Origin of the sequence: Gracilimonas sp. BCB1, assembly GCF_040117685.2 — a bacterium.
Classification (GTDB): Bacteria; Bacteroidota; Rhodothermia; order Balneolales; family Balneolaceae; genus Gracilimonas.
The window spans coordinates 22,736-42,678 of record NZ_JBEDYP020000007.1 but is presented as its reverse complement, the minus strand read 5'-3'; the positions used below and the strand labels follow the sequence as shown (position 1 = coordinate 42,678).

At 42.4% G+C, this 19,943-nt stretch carries 18 protein-coding genes; 11 read left to right on the top strand and 7 right to left on the bottom strand.

The annotated features are described in order from the left end of the window. Nucleotides 1-645, bottom strand: a complete 645-nt coding sequence (locus ABFW99_RS02775) for a tetratricopeptide repeat protein (RefSeq protein WP_349353986.1) — start codon at nt 643-645, stop codon at nt 1-3. Between the two features lie 6 nt (nt 646-651). After that, nucleotides 652-1,407, bottom strand: a complete 756-nt coding sequence (locus ABFW99_RS02770; protein WP_349353987.1) for a YebC/PmpR family DNA-binding transcriptional regulator — start codon at nt 1,405-1,407, stop codon at nt 652-654. Between the two features lie 217 nt (nt 1,408-1,624). On the opposite strand from ABFW99_RS02770, the gene bshA reads away from it, so the two are divergent. Next, complete coding sequence (gene bshA, locus ABFW99_RS02765) at nt 1,625-2,767, top strand: N-acetyl-alpha-D-glucosaminyl L-malate synthase BshA (protein ID WP_349353988.1); 1,143 nt, start codon at nt 1,625-1,627, stop codon at nt 2,765-2,767. 4 nt (nt 2,768-2,771) lie between these two features. Here bshA and ABFW99_RS02760 read toward each other — a convergent pair whose 3' ends face one another. Together ABFW99_RS02760 and sucC are read right to left on the bottom strand one after the other, a co-directional pair. Continuing rightward, nucleotides 2,772-3,143, bottom strand: a complete 372-nt coding sequence (locus tag ABFW99_RS02760; RefSeq protein ID WP_349353989.1) for a hypothetical protein — start codon at nt 3,141-3,143, stop codon at nt 2,772-2,774. 93 nt (nt 3,144-3,236) lie between these two features. Continuing rightward, nucleotides 3,237-4,442, bottom strand: a complete 1,206-nt coding sequence (gene sucC / locus ABFW99_RS02755) for an ADP-forming succinate--CoA ligase subunit beta (protein ID WP_349353990.1) — start codon at nt 4,440-4,442, stop codon at nt 3,237-3,239. A 266-nt stretch (nt 4,443-4,708) separates the two neighbouring features. Between sucC and pyrR the strand changes: the two genes are divergently transcribed. Genes pyrR through ABFW99_RS02720 form a run of 7 tightly spaced genes read left to right on the top strand, consistent with a single transcriptional unit; the run spans nt 4,709 to nt 12,034 of the window. After that, the gene (pyrR, locus tag ABFW99_RS02750) at nt 4,709-5,260 is read left to right on the top strand and encodes a bifunctional pyr operon transcriptional regulator/uracil phosphoribosyltransferase PyrR (protein ID WP_349353991.1); all 552 of its coding nucleotides are present in this window, start codon (nt 4,709-4,711) and stop codon (nt 5,258-5,260) included. Continuing rightward, a complete protein-coding gene (locus ABFW99_RS02745; RefSeq protein ID WP_349353992.1) occupies nt 5,253-6,203 on the top strand; it encodes an aspartate carbamoyltransferase catalytic subunit in 951 nt (316 codons plus the stop codon). The genes pyrR and ABFW99_RS02745 overlap by 8 nt, the downstream gene beginning before the upstream one ends. A gap of 7 nt (nt 6,204-6,210) precedes the next feature. Then, the gene (locus tag ABFW99_RS02740; RefSeq protein WP_349353993.1) at nt 6,211-7,419 is read left to right on the top strand and encodes a GNVR domain-containing protein; all 1,209 of its coding nucleotides are present in this window, start codon (nt 6,211-6,213) and stop codon (nt 7,417-7,419) included. Then, a complete protein-coding gene (locus ABFW99_RS02735; protein ID WP_349353994.1) occupies nt 7,406-8,689 on the top strand; it encodes an O-antigen ligase family protein in 1,284 nt (427 codons plus the stop codon). The genes ABFW99_RS02740 and ABFW99_RS02735 overlap by 14 nt, the downstream gene beginning before the upstream one ends. 59 nt (nt 8,690-8,748) lie before the next feature. After that, nucleotides 8,749-9,789, top strand: a complete 1,041-nt coding sequence (locus tag ABFW99_RS02730; protein WP_349353995.1) for a glycosyltransferase family 2 protein — start codon at nt 8,749-8,751, stop codon at nt 9,787-9,789. A gap of 51 nt (nt 9,790-9,840) precedes the next feature. Further along, nucleotides 9,841-11,196 carry an asparagine synthase-related protein gene (locus ABFW99_RS02725; protein WP_349353996.1) on the top strand — a complete coding sequence of 452 codons (1,356 nt, stop codon included), beginning with the start codon at nt 9,841-9,843 and terminating at the stop codon, nt 11,194-11,196. 40 nt (nt 11,197-11,236) lie between these two features. Then, nucleotides 11,237-12,034, top strand: coding sequence for a glycosyltransferase family 2 protein (locus ABFW99_RS02720; RefSeq protein ID WP_349353997.1), 798 nt, complete (start codon nt 11,237-11,239; stop codon nt 12,032-12,034). Here ABFW99_RS02720 and ABFW99_RS02715 read toward each other — a convergent pair. Next, on the bottom strand, nt 12,023-13,189 hold the full coding sequence (locus ABFW99_RS02715; RefSeq protein ID WP_349353998.1) for a glycosyltransferase: 1,167 nt from the start codon (nt 13,187-13,189) through the stop codon (nt 12,023-12,025). The two genes, ABFW99_RS02720 and ABFW99_RS02715, sit on opposite strands and share 12 nt — an antisense overlap. Nucleotides 13,190-13,272: 83 nt before the next feature. Between ABFW99_RS02715 and ABFW99_RS02710 the strand changes: the two genes are divergently transcribed. Both ABFW99_RS02710 and ABFW99_RS02705 read left to right on the top strand, forming a co-directional pair. Beyond that, complete coding sequence (locus tag ABFW99_RS02710; protein ID WP_349353999.1) at nt 13,273-14,538, top strand: lipopolysaccharide biosynthesis protein; 1,266 nt, start codon at nt 13,273-13,275, stop codon at nt 14,536-14,538. Continuing rightward, entirely contained in the window at nt 14,539-16,257 is a 1,719-nt protein-coding gene (locus tag ABFW99_RS02705; RefSeq protein ID WP_349354000.1) for an asparagine synthase-related protein, read from the top strand. Between the two features lie 3 nt (nt 16,258-16,260). Here the strand turns inward: ABFW99_RS02705 and ABFW99_RS02700 are convergent, their stop codons facing one another. Together ABFW99_RS02700 and ABFW99_RS02695 are read right to left on the bottom strand one after the other, a co-directional pair. Continuing rightward, on the bottom strand, nt 16,261-17,922 hold the full coding sequence (locus ABFW99_RS02700; RefSeq protein WP_440707416.1) for an SLBB domain-containing protein: 1,662 nt from the start codon (nt 17,920-17,922) through the stop codon (nt 16,261-16,263). A 71-nt stretch (nt 17,923-17,993) separates the two neighbouring features. Beyond that, on the bottom strand, nt 17,994-18,905 hold the full coding sequence (locus ABFW99_RS02695) for a DMT family transporter (RefSeq protein WP_440707415.1): 912 nt from the start codon (nt 18,903-18,905) through the stop codon (nt 17,994-17,996). A 307-nt stretch (nt 18,906-19,212) separates the two neighbouring features. Between ABFW99_RS02695 and ABFW99_RS02690 the strand changes: the two genes are divergently transcribed. Next, nucleotides 19,213-19,917 carry a TetR/AcrR family transcriptional regulator gene (locus tag ABFW99_RS02690; RefSeq protein ID WP_349354002.1) on the top strand — a complete coding sequence of 235 codons (705 nt, stop codon included), beginning with the start codon at nt 19,213-19,215 and terminating at the stop codon, nt 19,915-19,917. The last annotated feature ends 26 nt before the right edge of the window (nt 19,918-19,943 follow it).

Genomic DNA, 19,943 nt, shown 5'->3' with positions numbered 1-19,943 from the left:
TCAATTTGAGTCTATGTCTGATACATTTTTAATTCGTTCGATGAAATCGTTAAAAGCCCGTACGGTATCATCGGCATCAAGGGCGCGTTGCATTAAATTATATGCCTCGGCATACTTGCGCTGAGCTACCAGTTTTTCAGCTTGTTCTTTCATGGCTAAAGCAAATTCGCTGGGTTCAGGCGGTGGCTGATTCTGCTGGTTTTGATCCTGCCCTTCCTGTTCCTCTTCCTGCTCTTGTTGTTTGGCAAGGGCTTGTTCATAATTATGCTTTGCGTCTACATCGCCCGGATTCAGCTTCAGCGCATTTTTGAAATGCGTTGCAGCCGGCTTCCATTTTTGTGTTTCGGTCAACAACGTACCGATATTATACTCTGCTTTTGCTTTATCTTCAGGTGATTGCGCAAGGCTTCTGTATTCCATATATGATTGAATGGCTTCTTCCACTTTTCCTTGTTTGGCCTGTGCATTCCCAAGATTGAAATACAGCCGGGCGTTATCAGGGTCTTGTTCTATGGCAGAAAGGTAAAGTTGTTCCGCTTGTTGATAATCACCTTTCTCATAAGCCTTGTTGGCTTCCCGGCCATCCGATACAGCCGAAGCTGTCAGCAAAAATAAAAGCGCTATGTATGAAAGCGTGCGGGTCATTCTAAATTATAGGTTTTCAGCAAGGGCTACGGTTTCATCATCCATCAACATATTGGTGAATACATTGTTGACATCGTCATTCTCTTCAAACTTTTCCATCATCTTTAAATTTGAGACGGCTGTGTCTTCATCCACCTTGGTTTCGGTAACGGCTTCCCGTATTAACGAAGCATTTTCAATTTCATAACCGGACTCTTCAAGACGATTTCGCACTTCAAAAAGTTCTTCACGGGTCGTGTAAACCATGAACATTTCATCGTCGGTATCTACATCGGTAGCACCAGCGTCAATAGCTTCAAGCATAAACTCCTCATCATCAAGTCCTTCTGAAGACACCTGAATCATGCCCTTTTGTTCAAACATATAACCAACGGAACCATTGGTGCCCATATTACCCCCGTGTTTGGTAAAAATGTGCCGGATGTCGCTTACAGTTCGGTTATTATTGTCGGTAGTGACTTCGATAAAATAGGCAATGCCTCCCGGGCCGTATCCTTCAAAAGTGGTTTCTTCATAGCTTGCTCCGCCGGTATCCTCACCGGTGCCACGTTTAATGGCTCTTTCAATATTGTCTTTAGGGACGTTATCCGCTTTGGCATTTTCGATGGCAAGAGACAAGCGGGGGTTTCCATCCACATCACCGCCGCCTTCGCGGGCTGCTACAGTAATTTCCTTGATGTGTTTGGTAAAAATCTTAGAGCGCTTAGCGTCTTCTTTAGCTTTCTTGTGGCGAATGTTCGCCCATTTCGAATGTCCTGCCATTGGAGTTATGTGCGGTTTTTTATGCTGTTACAATTCATAAATATACAAAAATGAACGCTTGTATAAGAAATGCTCGCATAGTTTTTTCTTTTGGGCGATAAGGAAATCAATTTGTTTGAAACCAAACTGTTAAACCTTGTGTTGAGCTGCTAATCACTGCAATAGTTTATGTATTTTTGAGTTCAATACATCTAACCCGATAACCTTAATTATTGGAATGAATATAGGAATTGTCTGTTACCCTACTTTTGGCGGAAGTGGTGTTGTTGCTACTGAGTTGGCGAAAACACTGGCTAAAAAAGGTCATAATATTCACATGATGAGTTATGCAAAACCGGCCCGGCTCGATACGCTCGAAACCGGTATTACCTACCACGAGGTGTCTATCAATTCCTATCCATTGTTTGAATATCCACCCTATGATCTTGCCCTGGCTACGCAAATGGTAAATCTTATTGAGTACCAGGATCTGGATTTATTGCATGTTCATTATGCCTTACCTCACGCAACCAGCGCGTATTTAGCCAAGCAAATTATGGCAGAAAAAGCCCGTCATGTTCCTGTGGTCACCACACTTCATGGAACAGATATCACACTGGTTGGGAGTGACCCGAGTTATAAGCACGTGGTAGAATTCTCGATAGATAAAAGTGATGGCGTGACGGCCGTTTCGGAGTTTCTGAAGCAGGAAACGTACGATCGGTTCAGCATCAAGCAGGATATCAAGGTAATTCCCAACTTTATTGACCTGGATCGCTTTAAAAAGTCCAATAAAAGTCATTTTAAGAAAGCCATATGCCCGAACGATGAAAAGGTAATTGTCCATGTGTCTAACTTTAGGAAAGTGAAACGGGTGCCGGAAGTAATCACCGTTTTTGCTAAGATTTTAGAATCGGGTATTGAATCCAAGTTGCTGCTGGTTGGAGATGGGCCTGATCGCCAGAAAGCTGAGCAACAATGTCGTGACCTGGGAATTTGTGAGCATGTTCGCTTCCTCGGGAAGTTGGAGCAAGTGGAAGATGTGCTTTCGATCGCCGATCTGTTCCTGATTCCTTCAGGTTCAGAAACTTTTGGTTTGGCCGCCCTGGAAGCCATGAGTTGCAGTGTACCTGTAATCAGTTCCAATATTGGCGGCCTGCCGGAAGTGAATGTTCATGGAGAAACCGGATATCTGTGCGATCTGGATGATGTAGATTGCATGGCCGAATACGGAGTTAAAATTCTTTCCGATCCTAAACTTCATAGTAAAATGGCAGCCAATGCCAGAAAGCAGGCAGAAAGATACAATCAGGATGTAGTGGTTGAAGAATACGAGAGGTTCTACGAGGACGTTAGCGCAAAACTATTGCATAGCGTTTAATTAATCAGAAGAGTCCCCACTTTTTGGTGGCAGAAGCCGTTCCGTCCGCTACATACTTAATCTTTTTAAGATCTAAGACCTTGTCTGTGTTCACCGATTCGTCCAGAACGTAGGCAATGGCAATGATTACGTCTTTCATATCCTTTTCCACAAACTGACTCTTTTTCTTGGTGCAGATTACGATATGATTGATCTCGGTGTTGATGCCTTTCTTCTTATCCACCCAAAACACGCTGTTCTCCAATTCAGCTATAAAATAATCAGAGCGGTTTTTGGCGGGAATTTGCTTCTGAACGGTCGCATTGATCGGAAGCTGATAGGTAAGCTCTTCAGGCCCCTTTGAGATGGAGGTTATTTCTATATCAAATGGTTTCATAAGCGTTGTGTAAGATGACAATTAACCAATTATAAATAAAAAAAGCCTGATCTTTTTACAGATCAGGCTTAGAATTGTTTAATTCTTATCTGCTTAAGCCAGCACTTTGGAAACTTCTTCGGCGGCTTCTTTAAGCAATACGGCAGAAATTACATTGAGGTCGCTGTTATCAATGATCTCTTTGGCTTCTTTAGCATTGGTTCCCTGAAGACGTACGATAATAGGCACATCTTTTACTTTCTCAGCAATCTCAGGGTCTTTTACAGCTTCAATTACACCGTTTGCAACACGATCGCAACGAACAATTCCACCAAAAATATTGATCAGAATGGCCTTTACGTTTTGATCTTCAAGGATGATACGGAAACCGTTTTTCACGGTCTCAACATTAGCTCCACCACCTACATCGAGGAAGTTAGCAGGTTCACCACCGGAAAGCTTGATGATATCCATGGTTGCCATCGCAAGTCCGGCACCATTTACCATACACCCAACATTTCCATCCAGCTTGATGTAGTTGAGGTTGTACTTTTGAGCTTCCAGTTCCAGTGGGTTTTCTTCCGACTCATCTTTGAGCTCAGCCAGATCTTTGTGACGATAAAGCGCATTGTCATCAAAAGTTACTTTGGCATCCAGCGCGTAAACGTCATTATCCGGAGTGACAATCAGCGGATTAATCTCGAACATGTTGGCATCAGTCTCTTCATAAGCCTTGTACAGAGCTTGCACAAATTTGATGCCCTTCTTGAGTGCGTCTCCTTCAAGTCCTAATGCAAAAGCAATACGTCGTGCCTGGTTTGGCTGGAGATCCATCCCCGGCTCAACCCATTCCTTAACGATTTTCTCAGGTGTTTCTTCTGCAACCTTTTCAATCTCAACGCCACCTTCAGTAGAGGCCATGATCACGTTTTTGCTGACCGCACGATCCATCAAAATACCCAGGTAGAACTCGGATTTGATGTCAACACCATCGGTTACGTACAGGCGCTGCACCAGCTGGCCTTCTTCCCCGGTTTGGATCGTCACGAGCACATCTCCGAGCAAAGATTCGGCTGCTTCTTTTACCTCATCGATGGTTTTGCAGAGGATAACTCCTTTGGCGTTATTCTTTTTAGTTCGGCCTTTACCTCGTCCGCCGGCATGAATCTGAGCCTTCACAACAAAAAGGGAGGCTCCGTCTTCTTTCAGTTTTTTGGCAGCCTCAACCGTTTCTTCTACGGTAGTTGTTGCAATTCCGGCCGGAACTGCGACGTTGTATTTTTCAAGAATTTCTTTGGCCTGATACTCGTGTATTTTCATGGATACATTTTTAAGTATTAAAAGCGATTTTTCGGGTGCCAATAATACCGAGATTAGGAGCTAAAAGAAAGGTAACTTTAGCCAGTCGGTTTTATTAGATATCCTTTTACATTACCATTTGTGTCAAAATAGAGGAATTATAACGCGCAATTGGACAGAAAGCATTTCATGGCTGATATTTAAGACTGAGCTTTCTGTTACTTTCCTTTGGCATTTACAGCATACAAACGCTAACTTTAGCGTTCAAAAAAAGAAGGTATCCCCGCTTGAAGAAAGCACAAATCATGACGGCCGAAGATCTGGATCGCATTTACCTGCGGTTTGCCCATCAATTTTTGGAAGGCTATGATGATGTTGGCCGCCTTGCCATCGTAGGAATGCAGACGCGCGGTGTTCACATGGGGAAACGCATCGTGGAAGAAATCAGGAAATCCTTCAATACATCCATCGATTTCGGGGTGCTGGATGTAACCTTTTATCGGGATGATTATCGCTCCAAACTGAAAATGCCCGAAGTTAAAGTTACTGAGATTCCCTTCGATTTATACGACCGTGATATTGTGTTGGTTGATGATGTGCTGTACACCGGTCGCACGGTACGCTCAGCAATGGATGCACTTATGGCCTATGGCCGACCGAGAAGCATTAAGTTTTGTTGTATGATTGATCGAGGGCATCGGGAGCTGCCGGTAGCCGCAGACTATATGGGGATGTATGTGCCCACCTATGAAAATGAAGAAGTACGGGTAAAAGTGAATGAGTTAGACGGCGAGGATGCCGTGTATGTAGTAGAAGTGGAGGTAGCGGAGAATGGATAAACCGTCCGGAGAATATCCCTTCAAACAAAAGCACCTGCTGGGACTAACGGATTACTCGGCTGATGATATCCTCTACGTATTGGAGCAGGCCAAGTACTTCAGAGAAATTTTAGATCGTCCGGTGCCTAAAGTCCCAACCCTTCGGGACAAGACCATTGTAAACCTCTTTTACGAAAACAGTACACGCACACGTCTTTCTTTTGAGCTTGCTCAGAAACGTATGGGCGCAGATGTAGTGAACTTCTCTACAAGCTCGTCCAGTACCAAAAAGGGAGAGTCGCTAAAAGATACCATCCGTAACATTAGTTCTATGAAGATTGATATGGTGGTGGTGCGGCATGAGAGTCCGGGGGTGCCCCATTTCCTTACCAAATGTGTGGATGCAGCTATCCTGAATGCCGGAGACGGAGCTCACGAACACCCCACGCAGGCCTTGCTGGATATGTTCACCATGCAAACCATTCACCCCGATCTGACAGGCAAGAAAATTGCAATAATCGGGGATATTGCCCACAGCAGGGTGGTGAGGTCGAATATTATCGGGCTGAAAAAACTGGGAGCCGAAGTGGTTTTATGTGGACCAAAAACACTGATGCCTGTTTTTGTGAAGGATATGGGAGTTGAGGTTTCCTACAATCTGGAAGAAACGCTGGCCTGGTGTGATATAGCCATGGCCTTGCGCATACAGCTGGAAAGGCAGGAATCGGGGACGGAGTTTTTTCCCTCAACAAGAGAGTACCATGAGCGGTTTGGAATAAAACTTTCTCATCTGGAAAAATATCCCGAGTTTAAAATTATGCACCCCGGCCCTATAAATCGTGGCGTAGAAATGGAAAGTGAAGTGGCCGATAGTGACCGCGCGGTTATATTAGACCAGGTAACCAACGGGGTGGCAGTGCGGATGGCAATTTTATATTTATTAAGTGGTGGGAACCGAGTTTAATTAAACCATGAGCGAAAACAGAAAAGTAGATATTTTAGATGTAGCCACAACGCTGGCTTTAAGAAAGAAGACGATAGCTATAATCGTGCTAACGGCTACCGTTATAGGAACCATTTTAGCTTTTGCCTGGCCTAAGACTTACCGCTCTGAGGTTTCGTTTGTAGTTACCGATGGGAATTCGATTAACCTGTCGGGAGGTGGGCTTCTTAGCGGACTGGCAGATATTCAGATGGGTGGAAGTAGTATCTCTGCAGAACAAGTGCTGGTTTTACTGAGAAGTACGGAAATTCAGGATCTGCTGATCGAGGAATTTAATCTCGGGGAAGTTTATGGAAATGATATTCCTGAAGCACAGCGAAAAATGTTTGATAACAGCATTGAAATAGAAGATATCCGTGAGGGAGGGATTGGTTTTAATTCAATCATTGCCTTGAAATTAGCTCACCTCGGAGATGATCCGGAGCGCGTTTATAATCTGGTTAATAGGTACTACCAAGTGGTAGATTCCACGGTGCAACGGCTCAATAAAAAGAATGTAGAAGACGGGTATCTGCTGATCAAAAACCGGCTCGAGCAAAATCTTGCCGATATGGAGGAAGCCGAAGATAGTCTGGTTGCTTTCCAAAGCCGGTATGGTATTCTGGAAGTGGAAGAACAAGCTGCCGCTCAGATTGGAGCCATTGCAGAAGTACGAACGGAGCTGGTGAAGCTGGAAATTCAAATTAACTACCTGCAGGATGTTCTGGGTGAAAACAGTTCAAAGCTTACCGATTTAAGAACCCAAAAAAGAGCACTTGAACGACGCTATAATAATCTGATCAAAGGCTCCGGTGAAGGACTGGAAACCACAGACGGGCAGTTTGATATTTTTCAACCGGTAGAAGAAATGCCTGCCTTGTTTGTGGAATATCTGAGGAGATATCGGGAAGTGATGGTTCAGGAAGAAATTTATAAGGTGCTTTATCCTCAGTATGAGCAACAAAAGCTCAGTTACGAAGAAGCCACATCCGGGCTGATGGTAATTGATAAAGCCGTTTTACCAACGTATAAACACAGCCCGAAACGAGCCTATATTATGATCGCGGCTTTTCTGTTTGGATGTATTATTGCCTTTCTGAAAGTATTTTTTGATAAATGGAAAGAAGAGAATCCCGGAGATTATGAGCGGTATCAAAAATTTACTTCGGCTTTAAGTTTTAGAAATGCTGACCATTGATCGGTTATTTAACGGGGTAGTTCTTGTAGCCCCTCTTTTAGTTGGAGCTTTACTGACCGGAGTGATTTTTGCCGGAGAAGAAGGATCTCCTCTACCGATTACTGTTTTTCAGCTGGCATTTATCTGTTCTTTTATGCTGCTGGTAGCTAAAAAAGTTATAGATGGAGAAGTAGAAATTCATATCTATGGTCTTGAAAGCTACTACCTTCTTTTTTTGTGTCTTATTTTTCTCTCCATCACGTATACACCGGACAGGGAAGAAGCTCTTTTAATTGCATTTCGTTTTATTGCCCTTCTTATTATGACTTATGTGGTGTTTAACACCATTGACACACCATCACAGTTAAAGTGGGTTTGCATAATAGCTGTAGTGACTGCACTGGCGATTGCCACATATAATTTGCTGGCCATTTATATAAACCCTCAAATAGCGGCTTTTAATTTTGCCAGTCAGGGAGGGAAATTGGTTAGGTCTTCCGGCGGAGAGCTGGACCCTAATATTTTTGCAAGCAATTACTTCCTTCCTCTAATGCTCCTTATTACCCTGTTTTGTAAGTCGGATACATTCAAAATAAGAATGCTTATTTTTGTATGTATAGGTGTAATAGTAGGATCAGTTTTATTAACCTATTCCCGAAGTTCCTGGGTTTCGATTTTCTTTGGAGCAGTATGTGTGATGTACTTTACCAAAGATTTCCGGTTGGTAATATATATGGGAATAGCATTTATGATTGCATTCTCAATAAGCGGAGCTGTTCAGCAGCTCACTTTTTCATTCTTAGAGCGATTGGTTGATATTTTTGCAGGTTCTTCTGATGATTCTTCAAAATTCAGGATTTTACTGGCAGTGACAGCTATTTATATGATCTTTGACAGCTACTTGTTAGGCGTGGGCTTTCGGGGTTTTTCAACTGAATTCAAGTCCTATCACCCTCCGGAAACAACCCAGGGAATATTTGAGCCTCACAATGAATACTATGCCGTTTTCGCTGAGTTAGGGCTGATTGGGTTCGTCATATTCATAGCATTATTAGCCAAAATATTTAGAACGGCGATTCAATCAATCCGAGAATCTGATAGCGAGTCAGATATGCATGTCATTTCTATTGCACTATTTGCTACCTTTGTTTCTTATCTTGTATTTTACAATTTCTTGGGAGGAATGCTTGTAAACAGTATTCTTTTCATACTCATAGGTTTAATCTTTGTGGTAAATAAACTAATCGCAGATAAAACAACGAACACTCAAAAAGTGATAGATTCACTATAACAGAGAGGACCGTAATCAAAAAAGAAGCAACTAATAAAGAAATAATTACGGATAAAGATTTGCCCACCGTCACTGTTGGTATTCCTGTTCTGAATGAGGAAAATCATATAGAACGGGTTCTGTCCGGGTTTTTAGGAACGGAATATCCCAATCTGAAAGAGATTTTGGTAGCAGACGGAGGAAGTACAGACCGGACACGGGAAATTGTTCAGGAAATATCACAAAAAGATGAACGTGTTCGATTGATTGATAATCCTGAACAGTACCAGTCTTTTGCGTTGAACCGGATGATAGAACAGGCTAAGGGTGAGGTCTTTCTCCGCGCAGACGGACATTGCCTGTATCAGGAAGATTACCTGAAGAATAATATTGAGGTGTTTCTGGAAACGGGAGCAAAGAACGTTGGAGGGTCTCAGCGTTATGTAGCATCCAATTCAATTCAGGCAGGAACCGCCCTGGCCGTTAAAAGCTTTCTTGGAAACGGCGGTGCCAAATATATGGACGATACCTACGAAGGCTATGCCGATACGGTATTTTTGGGGTGTTTCTGGACCGAAGATCTGCGGGAGATCGGTGGTTTTAATACAAAGAATATTACCAATCAGGATTCCGAGCTAAACCTGCGTCTGATCGAAAATTTCGGCGAAAGTGTATTTGTAAGTCCAAGAATAAAAAGCTGGTATTATCCACGCGACTCCTACACCAAATTATTTAAGCAGTACTTTCGATACGGTCGCGGACGCTTTCTCACCAAAGTACTTCATCCCAAAAGTTCTCCCATTCGGGGGCTGACTCCTTTTCTGTTTATCCTTTCACTTGTCATTTATCTGGTCGCAGACCTAATGAGTGTAACCGACCTTTACTTCCCCTATGTTGCCGGATTTTTGGGAGCCGTAGTTTTAGTTGAGTCTTTGCGAGTGGTGCTATCAAATCGGAAAGAGTTTATAAAAGAGAATTGGACCGGAGATAGAAAGGCACCGGGTTCGGTCTCACTGCTATTGCACATGGCGTGCAGTGTTATAGTGATGCAGGTGGGGCATTTTAGCGGGTTTTTATATCAATTATTCCGAAAGGTGTTTTTTGGGGTAAAGGGCTGGTAATAGTCAGCTTTATCTCATGAATCTGGCTTAACTTCTAAAGCAAAAAAGAGTATGCGTAGATTTATTTTACATGACAGGCATACTTATTCATCATTTCTTTCATGTCTGGACGATAATAGCTTTTCAAAGAAAGACCTGAATAGAAAGGCAATACTGGGTTTTTTAAGAGATGGGATTCTTTATCACAATCAGACTTTCATAGAAGGGCTCAGGAAGGAATTCACCCATCAGGTTTTTAATCTTGATCATGAAAGAGGGTTCATAGATAGTTCGGAGTCTATAGAGTTAGAGCCAAAAAAAGACACTTCAGAAGAACCACTCGATGCTTTTGTGTCTTTCTTTAAAGAAAGAAGAGAGTTTTTGAAGGGCAAAAAAGTTTCCATCGACTTAACCGGGGGTGTTGATTCCAGGCTTATAGCATCTGTACTCAGTTATTTAAAAATTCCTTTTGATGCAGTTTTTTCTTTAGGCGCCGGGAGCGATGAGGAGAGAAAGATAGTAAAAGCAGTGTCAGAGCAGTTGGGTATTAAGCTCGACATAATTAAGGTGAAAGACATTAAGACCACTCAAGAGTTAGGCTCATTATTTGCTTTAAGTGATGGATTGTGGGATATATTCGCGATTAGATCGCTATATGAGGTTCAGGGCTGGAGAAAACAAAAAGGATATGATCTTGCTATAACCGGAGTTGGCGGAGAGCTTTATAAAGATTTCTGGTGGCAGCAGGATTTTCCGTTCTACAAAAGCAGAAAAAATCGCTTAGCACGACTTTTAAATGTAAGATTTAACAGGGTATCTATACAAGGCCAGCGGTTAGATGAAGACATGAGGTCGATAGTTGAACCAGAAGAGCGTAATATTTTCGATAAGATGTCGGAACTGGAAACCAGCATGAACACGAAAACTTATGATCAAATATATCTTCACTTGAAAATAAAAGAGCAGATCTCGGTACTGTCTCATGCTGCAAATTCAATAATCCCAACGTATTCTCCTTTATTGGAAAGTGAGTTATTATCTATTGGCTATAGCTTACCAAGAAGCACCCGCTTCTTTAATCGCTTTCACAGGCAGGTAATCACAAAGTTAACTCCCGGAATATCTCAAGTAAGAACAACAGACGGCGGGATGTCAGTATCTTCAAGTCCACCTTTTGTAGCAAGAGATATCTTTAAGTTTGTCAAAACTAAAACAGCAAGGGTTTTGGCTTTACTTAGTAAGCGAGCTGAAAAGCAAAAACCTGATTTACCAATGCTTATAGAAGAAAGACTAAAAAAAAGCATATCCTTGTTGAAAGAAGCAGATATATTTTCAAAATCTGCTCCGGAAGACTATCACGAAATATCGAGAATATTATGGGGAAGGATACTTACTTTAGGTTTTGTATTAGAAAAAATAAGGCAATAGTTACCCGATTAAGCCACTGGTTCATTTCATAATCCTTTAAATGTCTCTTGTTTCTGTAATAATACCCTCATTCAATAGAGTTGATCTTGTTGAAAGAGCAATTCAGTCTGTGATAGATCAAAGCTATCCCGAAGTGGAGATCATAGTAATTGATGATGCTTCAGATGTTGATATCCGGCATAGGGTTGAGGGACTTCCAGGGGTGAAATATTATAGAAATAAAGAAAACCGGGGAGCCTGCTATTCCCGCAATAGGGGAATTCAGGAAGCAAAAGGGGAATACATTAATTTCCTGGATGACGATGACGTGCTTCTGCCAACCAAACTGGAGACGCAGGTGGAATGTTTTAAACAATCCAATGATCCGGATCTAGGAATGGTTACCTGTCATGCAAATGACGGCCGGTCGGGAGAATTCATTATCAGGGAGAACAAAGTTAAGGGTGATATCTATAATCTGTTACTAAACAGGTTTTCGGTATCAGGCATAGAAACCATGCTTTTCAAAACAGATTTCATTAGAGAAATCGGAGGGTTTGATGAAAATCTGCAATCCAGCCAGGAATATGATTTATTGATCAGGTTTGCTGAGCATTACACGGTAGATTATGTGGATGAAGTTTTAACCAAAGAATTCAGGTCGGTCAATCAAATCAGCACCAACTTTGATAAGAAAATTCAGGGTGCCCGGTACTTATATAAAAAACACGATCACAGGTTTAGAGAGAAAGGTTTTTTGTTTTGGCTGAAGATGAAGTCAAAACTTCAAATGCTGATCTTAAGATTTTACGTTGGTAAAGTTTTTGGGGAAAAAATGTACCGAATGTTACTCCGATAATACCTTTTCATATTGGGACAATAATCTGCTTTGAAAGGCTTTTCTTCCAAAGCGACTCTTAATGGTATTGTGGATATGAGATGAATTATAATTTTTCAGAGAAGACAACAGATTTGAAATAGCTGCTGAAATTTCTCCAGGGGTAATTTCTAAACTCAAAACACCGGTGCTTTCATCAACAAGTTTTGAGTTCCCTCCCACATCCGTACAAGCAACAGGTAGCCCACAGCTCATCGCTTCCAGAATGGATACATTGAAACCTTCCCTGCGACTGGGCAGAACAAAAATATCCGCAGCCGAATAGTAATTCAGAAGTTCGTTTGGGGGAACAGGAGGGTGGTAATGTATATTCGAAATTTTGCTTATAGATTGAAAGAATTGATCACTGTATTCATCACCCCTGGTAGCTCCAACAACGTGGAAATCTATTTCTTTGAGCTTTGGATCTGTTCGTATTGCTTCAACCAACAAATCGACTCCTTTTTCTTCCCGGATATTGGCAACTGTTAGGGTATTCAGTTTGGAAGAATCCCAACCTACTTCTTTCACTGTTCTTTTCTTTTCCTCTTTATCCGGAACGCGGTACACCTTTTCATCTACCATGTTATAGATGACCTCAGATTTAGCAGCCAAGTCAGGATAAACCCCTTCTATATCGGTTTTCAGGCGTGGACCAGAATACAAAACCCGATCTGTTTTTTGCAGTACTTCGTGTAATAATTCCACTAATACAGGGTCATTCCGGGTTTGGTACCAGTCACTTCCATGAATAGTTAGCACCGTTTTAAACCCGGCCTCTTTTAACATCGGAATGCAAAGTCCGTCAGGGTATAGCCAATGAATGTGAACTAAATCAGCAGAAGTATTTTGCAGACTATGGAGTACATTTTTTGAAAGGGATGAAGCAATGGACTTTGGGAATTGTTTTTTCGGGAAGGAAAGATATTTTATTCTCGTACTTTCATCGGGGTCAACAAGCGGGGCATTATTTCGTTTATTTCTTTTGGTGAAAGGAATAGAATAAGGGGTGGGTACAAAAAGCTCTGCCTCGTGTTCCGAGCTGTTGGTGAGTAGCTCAAATTGGTCTTTAATAAACTTTCCATGGGCCGGGTGAAGTTCAGTTGGGTAAAGGTGACTAATTAAAGCTATTTTCAAGATTAATCAGATTTTTCGTAATTCAGATTGCAGGCACACATTTGAGTCATCTTCAAAAATATAACAGAATATAAGCCGAATAAATGAAAGCCCTACTGGAAAAAGTACCTGCCGATCTCAGGGATATTTTTACGCTTTTTGTTGGGAACAGCTTTTCCATGTTCATCCCGGTGTTGGTGTCGCCCATCATAAGCCGGATGTATGGCGCGGGTGATTTCGGCACCTTTACCATTTACCTGGCCTTACTTTCGCTGGTAAGCTCTTTCGCTACAGGCAGGTATGATTACGCTATTCTCATTACCAAAAGCCGGTATAATGCACAGCATTTGTTTAAAGTAGCGCTCCTTTTAGCATCGGGGATTTGTGCTATCCTGGTTTTTAGTTTGTTGCTATTTGATCAACAGCTATTGTTTTTAATGAATGTAGAATCGATGGGGTCATACATTTATCTGTTGCCACTAAACATTATACTCTTCGTGATTTTTCAGGCGTCCCAAAATGCATTAAACCGTGAGAAGCTTTACAAACCTATATCTGTTAGTAAAACTATTAAATCATCAATTACCGGTGCTGTGCAGGTAGGGTTAGGTTTCCTTGGTTTTTTAAGCGGCGGCCTGATTGTTGGTAAGCTCACGGGAGAGCTGATTTCGTCTGGTTATCTGGCCGGAAGGGTTGCGAAAATAGACCGTTACTTTACTTCGGCTTTTTCTTTTAAACGGGCCGGCTATCTGATGAGGAAGTACGAGAAGTTTTTGAAAGTGAATGCTCCTCATGCGTTGGTAAACAACCTTTCGTTGAGTGTCACCCCAATCCTGATCGGGTATTTTTTTGCTGAAGATGTTGTGGGGTATTATGGGCTTAGCTATATGGTTTGTATCGTTCCGGTGCAGCTTATCGGGCGGGCTTTCTACCAGGTGGTAAGCCAGAAAGTCTCAGAGATGTTTAATGAAGGAATAAGCATCAGGCCATACGTAAAAGAGACGTTGAAGCGGCTATTTCTCCTGTCAATCGTACCGTTTGGCCTGCTCACTATTTTTGGACCGCAAATTTTTGAGGTTGTATTTGGAGAGCAATGGTACACCTCCGGGCAATTTGTGCAGATTTTGGCCCCTTTTCTGTTCGTTATCTTTATGATTGCTCCCCTCACTTACATTCCTCTTATCTATAATGAGCACAACAAGTCGTTTTACTTTGAAATGGCTCTTTTTGTGAGCCGGGTAATAGCATTAGTAGTAGGTGCAAGAGTGGGTGATATTTATCTGGCCCTGATTCTATTCAGCATCGTCAGTATCGTTGTGCAATCGATCAATTTGATGTGGATCTATTCCTTAACCAAACGGGTGAATTAGGTGGCAGGAATATACGGCATAGCATCTCCCAATCAGAGCTTTGGTAAGAATATCTATAAACATTTTTACAGCTCTGAAAAACCCGGCATTCTTAATGAAGAATATTCCGAAAAAGCCTTCGTCTATGGTAGAAGTACGCTAAATAGCCTTGAGAATGATCGGTTTCTGATCAAAAAAGATGATTTAATTATCGGGCTGGAAGGGTTTTGCTATCACTCGGAAAATGATTTCAGGAATTGGGTTTTTGATGAGTATAGACAAGCCGGTGTTTCATTTGTAGAAAAATTAGAGGGGCAATTTTGCGGCTTTATCTACGATCAATCAGAATCTGAGCTTCATATTTTCACGGATCACCTTTCCACTAAACCACTATACTTCTTTCATGACAAAGAAAAGAAGGTGGCTTTTTTCTCATCCGAGCTTAAAGCTATTACAAAGTCTTCACGCGCTGCCGGTTTTTCTATTACCCCGGATTCGGATGGATTCCGGTGCCTGCTCACTTGTGGATATATGCTGGGCGACCTTACTCCGATAAAAGAAGTCAGAAAACTGCCCTATGGTTCTATTACCACTGTAGACTTGAACACCTTCAGTATTGAACAAAAGAAATATTTCAGTATTGAGAAACACCCTCAGAAAGGGAATAAGCAAGACTTTATAAAAGGTATAAATGAAAGAATACTTGATGCTGTACAAAAGGAATGGGGAAAAGATGTTGAGTATTCCCGTGATCATATAACCCTTTTAAGTGGCGGCCTCGATTCAAGAGTAAATGCCATGATGGGGGCTGGTTTTGCTGATAATCCCATTCAATCACTTACATTTTCTAAGCCTGATACTCCGGACCAGAAAATAGCTGCACGGATTGCTAATGATCTTGGTTTTTCACACCGGTTCATATCTATGGGAAATGGTGATTATCTGGCAGGGAATGAATATGAGTTTGTGAAAGCGAACGACGGGTTAGTGGGGTTTTATGGAGCAGCTCATCAGCAACACGCTTTGGAGCAGGTTGATTTTTCAGGCAAGGGAGTCCTACACACCGGTCAAATTGGGGATGTGTTGTTTGGCTCATTTACACTAAAGAATGCTGATATTAAGGATGCCTACCGCAAGCTCTTCTTTAATGCTGATCCTCATATTCTTTCTAAGATCGAGACTCTCCAAAAGATGAAAACCGACAAATTTGACGGGGCTGACGTGGAGGTGTTTTCCTTAGAGCACAGGCAAATCAACGGAACCATGAATGGAGATCGTTGCTGCTCTCATATTGCTGATTCGGCATCCCCGTTTTACAACAAGGAACTGCTGAAATTTTGTTTAAGCATCCCCGACAGGTTTAAATACAAAGAAGCCATCTATCTGGATTGGATGAATGAGTGTCAGCCGGAATTGGCATCGTACAAGTGGGCTGCTACCGAGGCTAAGCCTTCGAACGATGCTATTCAAAAAACATTGGGCTTTAAGAACAGGCTTCAGAATTATTTGTTACGTAAAGCAGGTCTTGATAAAAAGAATATGAACCCATTTGAAGATTGGTACCGAGCAAATTCTGTTTTTTCTAAAAGCCTGGATAAGGTTTTCGAAAATGGCATGCCGGATGGACTTGATGAAGAATTAAGAAATGATATCATCTACTGCTACAATCAGAAAAGCGTGACTGCAAAAATGTTAGCAGTCACAGCTATTCTTTCCTATAAACTTCACTTTGAGGACTAGAGATTAGTTCCTGATATTTTGAATAGCCACATACGTAGTTATAATTCCGGTAATGGTGGTAATACCTGTCATAATCAGCTGGATGCGGGTATTTTTGATGCTCTCTTTCTGAATTTGATAGCTTCGTAACGCATTTAGTTCTTCTACCGGCTGTCGGTCCACAAATATACGATCGCCGGACTGGATTTCGGTTTCGCCCGGGCGGTACCAGGTGGCGTTGCCGGCTTTGATTACGAACACTCTGTCTTTATCTGCCGATAGGGCAAACCCTCCGGCGCGGGATACATAATCCATGGCATTGGCTCCCGATGTGTAAGGGAAGTAACCGGGATTATTTACCTGTCCAAATACAAAAAGCGTACTCTCGTCTCTGGGTATGTACAAACGGTCCCCATCAAAAATCTTCAGGCCGGAAAGCTGGCTCTCATCCTTCAGGTCGATGTACACTTTATTCCGGCTCAGCTTGGTTTCTGCTTCCAGATATTCCAAACCCTGAATCACCTGATCGGAAGTCCGGCGCATTAAGTCGGCATTGAACTTATTCGGAATTTCATTTCGGAAGCCGCCACTTCTCATCAGATAAGCCGCTTGTGGGAGTGCATTGTTCGTCAAGCCACCGGAGAGTTCCAGCAGCTCAAGTGCTGTCGTTTCTCCAGAATAGACCGGGAAGTTGCCGGGAATTTCAACTTCACCATATACCCAGGCTGAGGCGGAGGTGTTCTTTTCGTCACTGAATGGAGCTACTACCCGGTCATTGGGCTGTAGTTTGAAAGTGTCCCAATTTTCAGGTTCAACGATAATTTTCTCAGCACCGGTATCCGTTCTTCGGAATACCATCAGGTAGCTGGTGTCGGCAATTACTTCAAATCCGCCGCCAAACTGCAATAACTTTTTCGGGGTATCTCCATCAATATGCTGAAACTCATAATCTGCTTTTACAGCACCGGAAATACTGACTTTCGGAGTTTCAATATTTTGTTTTTTCAGGGTGATGATGTCCCCGTCTTTTACTTTCGGGTTAAATTCGCCATCCCCGATTCTGAAATAAGAAACCAGATCGGCATGTACTACAGACCCATCCTCCCGTTCAATTTTGATGTTCCGGTAGGCATAATTTCCTTTCGTCAAAAAGTCACTGGAGTTGGAAAGGGAAGCATTTCTCAGGTCGCGGCTTCCATCCGTTACGGACGAATATATGGCTTGGTCAACTCTGGACTGAGAGGGGATCATATATTTTCCGGGGTATGGAACCCCACCGGTGACCTGAATATAAATGGGGCGGGGACTTTCAAGGGTGATGACCACAGAGGCATTTTTCACATAATCTTCTGATTCCTCTTTGATCTTTTGTTCGGCTTCGCTGATCGTGAGCCCGTCAACGTTTACCGGCCCCACAGAGGGTATAATTACATCTCCTGCAGGATTGACCATCACCCCGCGAATAAAGAAATTCTTAGAGGCCTCTACCCGAATCGAGAGCAGGTCGTTAACTCCCAGCTCATAAGTGCTTTTGTCAATAGTGCCATCATATGGAAGCTGTCGCGCAGCCAGTTGAATGCCAAGTGGATCGGAATAATAACTTCCGTCGAAAATGTCGAAATTCAGGTTTAAGCCGGTCGCACTTTGATTGTTGCTTTGGTTGTTTTGTGCAAGAGCTGGATACATTGCACTGCATACTAAACTTAAAAAAAGAAGCGTGCTGAACAGTCGTTTTGTGATCGATTTCAAATTGGGTCTCACTTTGTTTTTACAGATTTCTTAAAGGAAGTTACAGTTAATCGTGCTAACACTATTCCGGTAATAACTAATCCGGCTCCAATATATTGAAGAACGGAGAGTTCTTCACCTAATAAAACCAGCCCGAATATCAGGCCTAAAACCGGCACCAGGTTTTGATAAGCAGCCGTGCGCACTGCTCCGATCATCTTTACTCCGTTGTTCCATATAATATAAGCCAGCCCGATGGATAGTGCCCCGCTATAGAAAATCCCGCCATAGCCGATGTATGAAATTTGGCTCCAGTCCAGTTTAACCAGAAAAGGTAGTCCTACAATCAATAAAGCGATCAGCCCAACCACCGACATAAAGGCCGAATACTGTATTGGGCTATAAACAGCCAGGTATTTTCGGGAAAGGATGGTGTAGGTAGCCCAGCACACAGCGGCTACAAGGGTAATGATATTGCCGAGGAAAGTTTCGGATTCAAACGAAAGGGTATCCTGCCCACCCATAATGATGAGTGTAACTCCGGCAAAGGCAAATAAAACCCCAAAGCCTTTCAAAAGCGTAAGTTTTTCATCTGTAAAGAACTGAGAAAGTAGGGCTACCCAAATGGGAATGGTGCCGAGCATTACGGCAGCATTTGCAGCATAGGTGTAATTTACTCCAATAATAAAAAACAGTTGGTAAAACAGATTCCCGACTATCCCGATGCCCACCAGTTTCCAGAAGTGCTCTTTCTCTACTTTAAGAGTATGCCCTCTTTTGCGGGCTACATACCACAGTAAAGCAGTGGCGAAGATAAACCGAAGTGCATTGAAGCTGTAGGGGTCCATCTCGCGCAGAGAAACTTTTACAATGCTGAAGTTCAATGCCCAGATAATAGCTACAAGGATCAGGCTGAGGTCAATTAAATACGGTCGCTTCAAAGACTGATTTTTTTGGTGAGGCAAAAGGTAAGGGGAATTGTGATTTAAACCGAACCTAATGTTGGGGTTCAATGGAAAGGCTAAACGGGGCGTGGAATCATTTTGTCACTCATTCACGCTTAAAGTGTTTATCGACACGACTTTCTCCTTATGAAGGAAAAGCAAAAGAGGTCGAAGTTTAAAGCAGCCAAGTAAGACATTTATAGTGAATTCATAGTCATAAATTTTTATCTGAAAAAGTTAGGAACTAAATCAGAATGTCAGTAGTTTTGTGACCTCAATTCAAAAAATGACTTAAAGTCAATATATGGGAACATCGGAGCGCAAAGAGCGCGAGAAAGAACAAAAGAAGGTGCTTATCCTGGAGTCGGCCGAGGAGTTGATTCTCGAGAAGGGACTCGATCACCTTAATATGGATGAAGTTGCTGAGCGGGCAGAGGTTAGCAAAGGGTCGTTGTACCATTATTTCAAGAATAAGAATGATCTGGTGCTGGGTATCTGTAATAAAGCTACCAATATGCTCTCCAAGCAGATTTCGGATGTGTTAACACGAGATCTTCCCGGTATTGAGATTGTATATACCATCGGGGCAACCTTTCTGAATTTTGTACGCTCCCATCCGGAGTTTTTCCGTTCCATGCGCTTTTTTGATAATCTGAAGGACACCGATCAGCTTGGAGAAAGTGAGTATATAGAAATGTGCCAATCCAATATGGACACTTCTTTTACAAGCATGGTTCGCGCTATTCAGATTGGTATGCAAGACGGATCCATCAACGATTCGTATGATGCCAAAGAGCTGGCCATTCTTTTGTGGAGTACCTCCCACGGAATGGTGAACCTGGCTTATTTACACCAGAACACCCCGCATTTTCATCTCTTGGAAAAGAACAAGGTAGAGATGAATTCTTTGTTTGAAGGCTACATGAAACTCATTGGTTGTGGAATCGCAACGGATGAGAGTAAAAAAGACATTGACTCGAAGTCAATTTTTGAAACAGAATCTAAATAGAACCGTAGAAGCCACCGCTTTTTTTG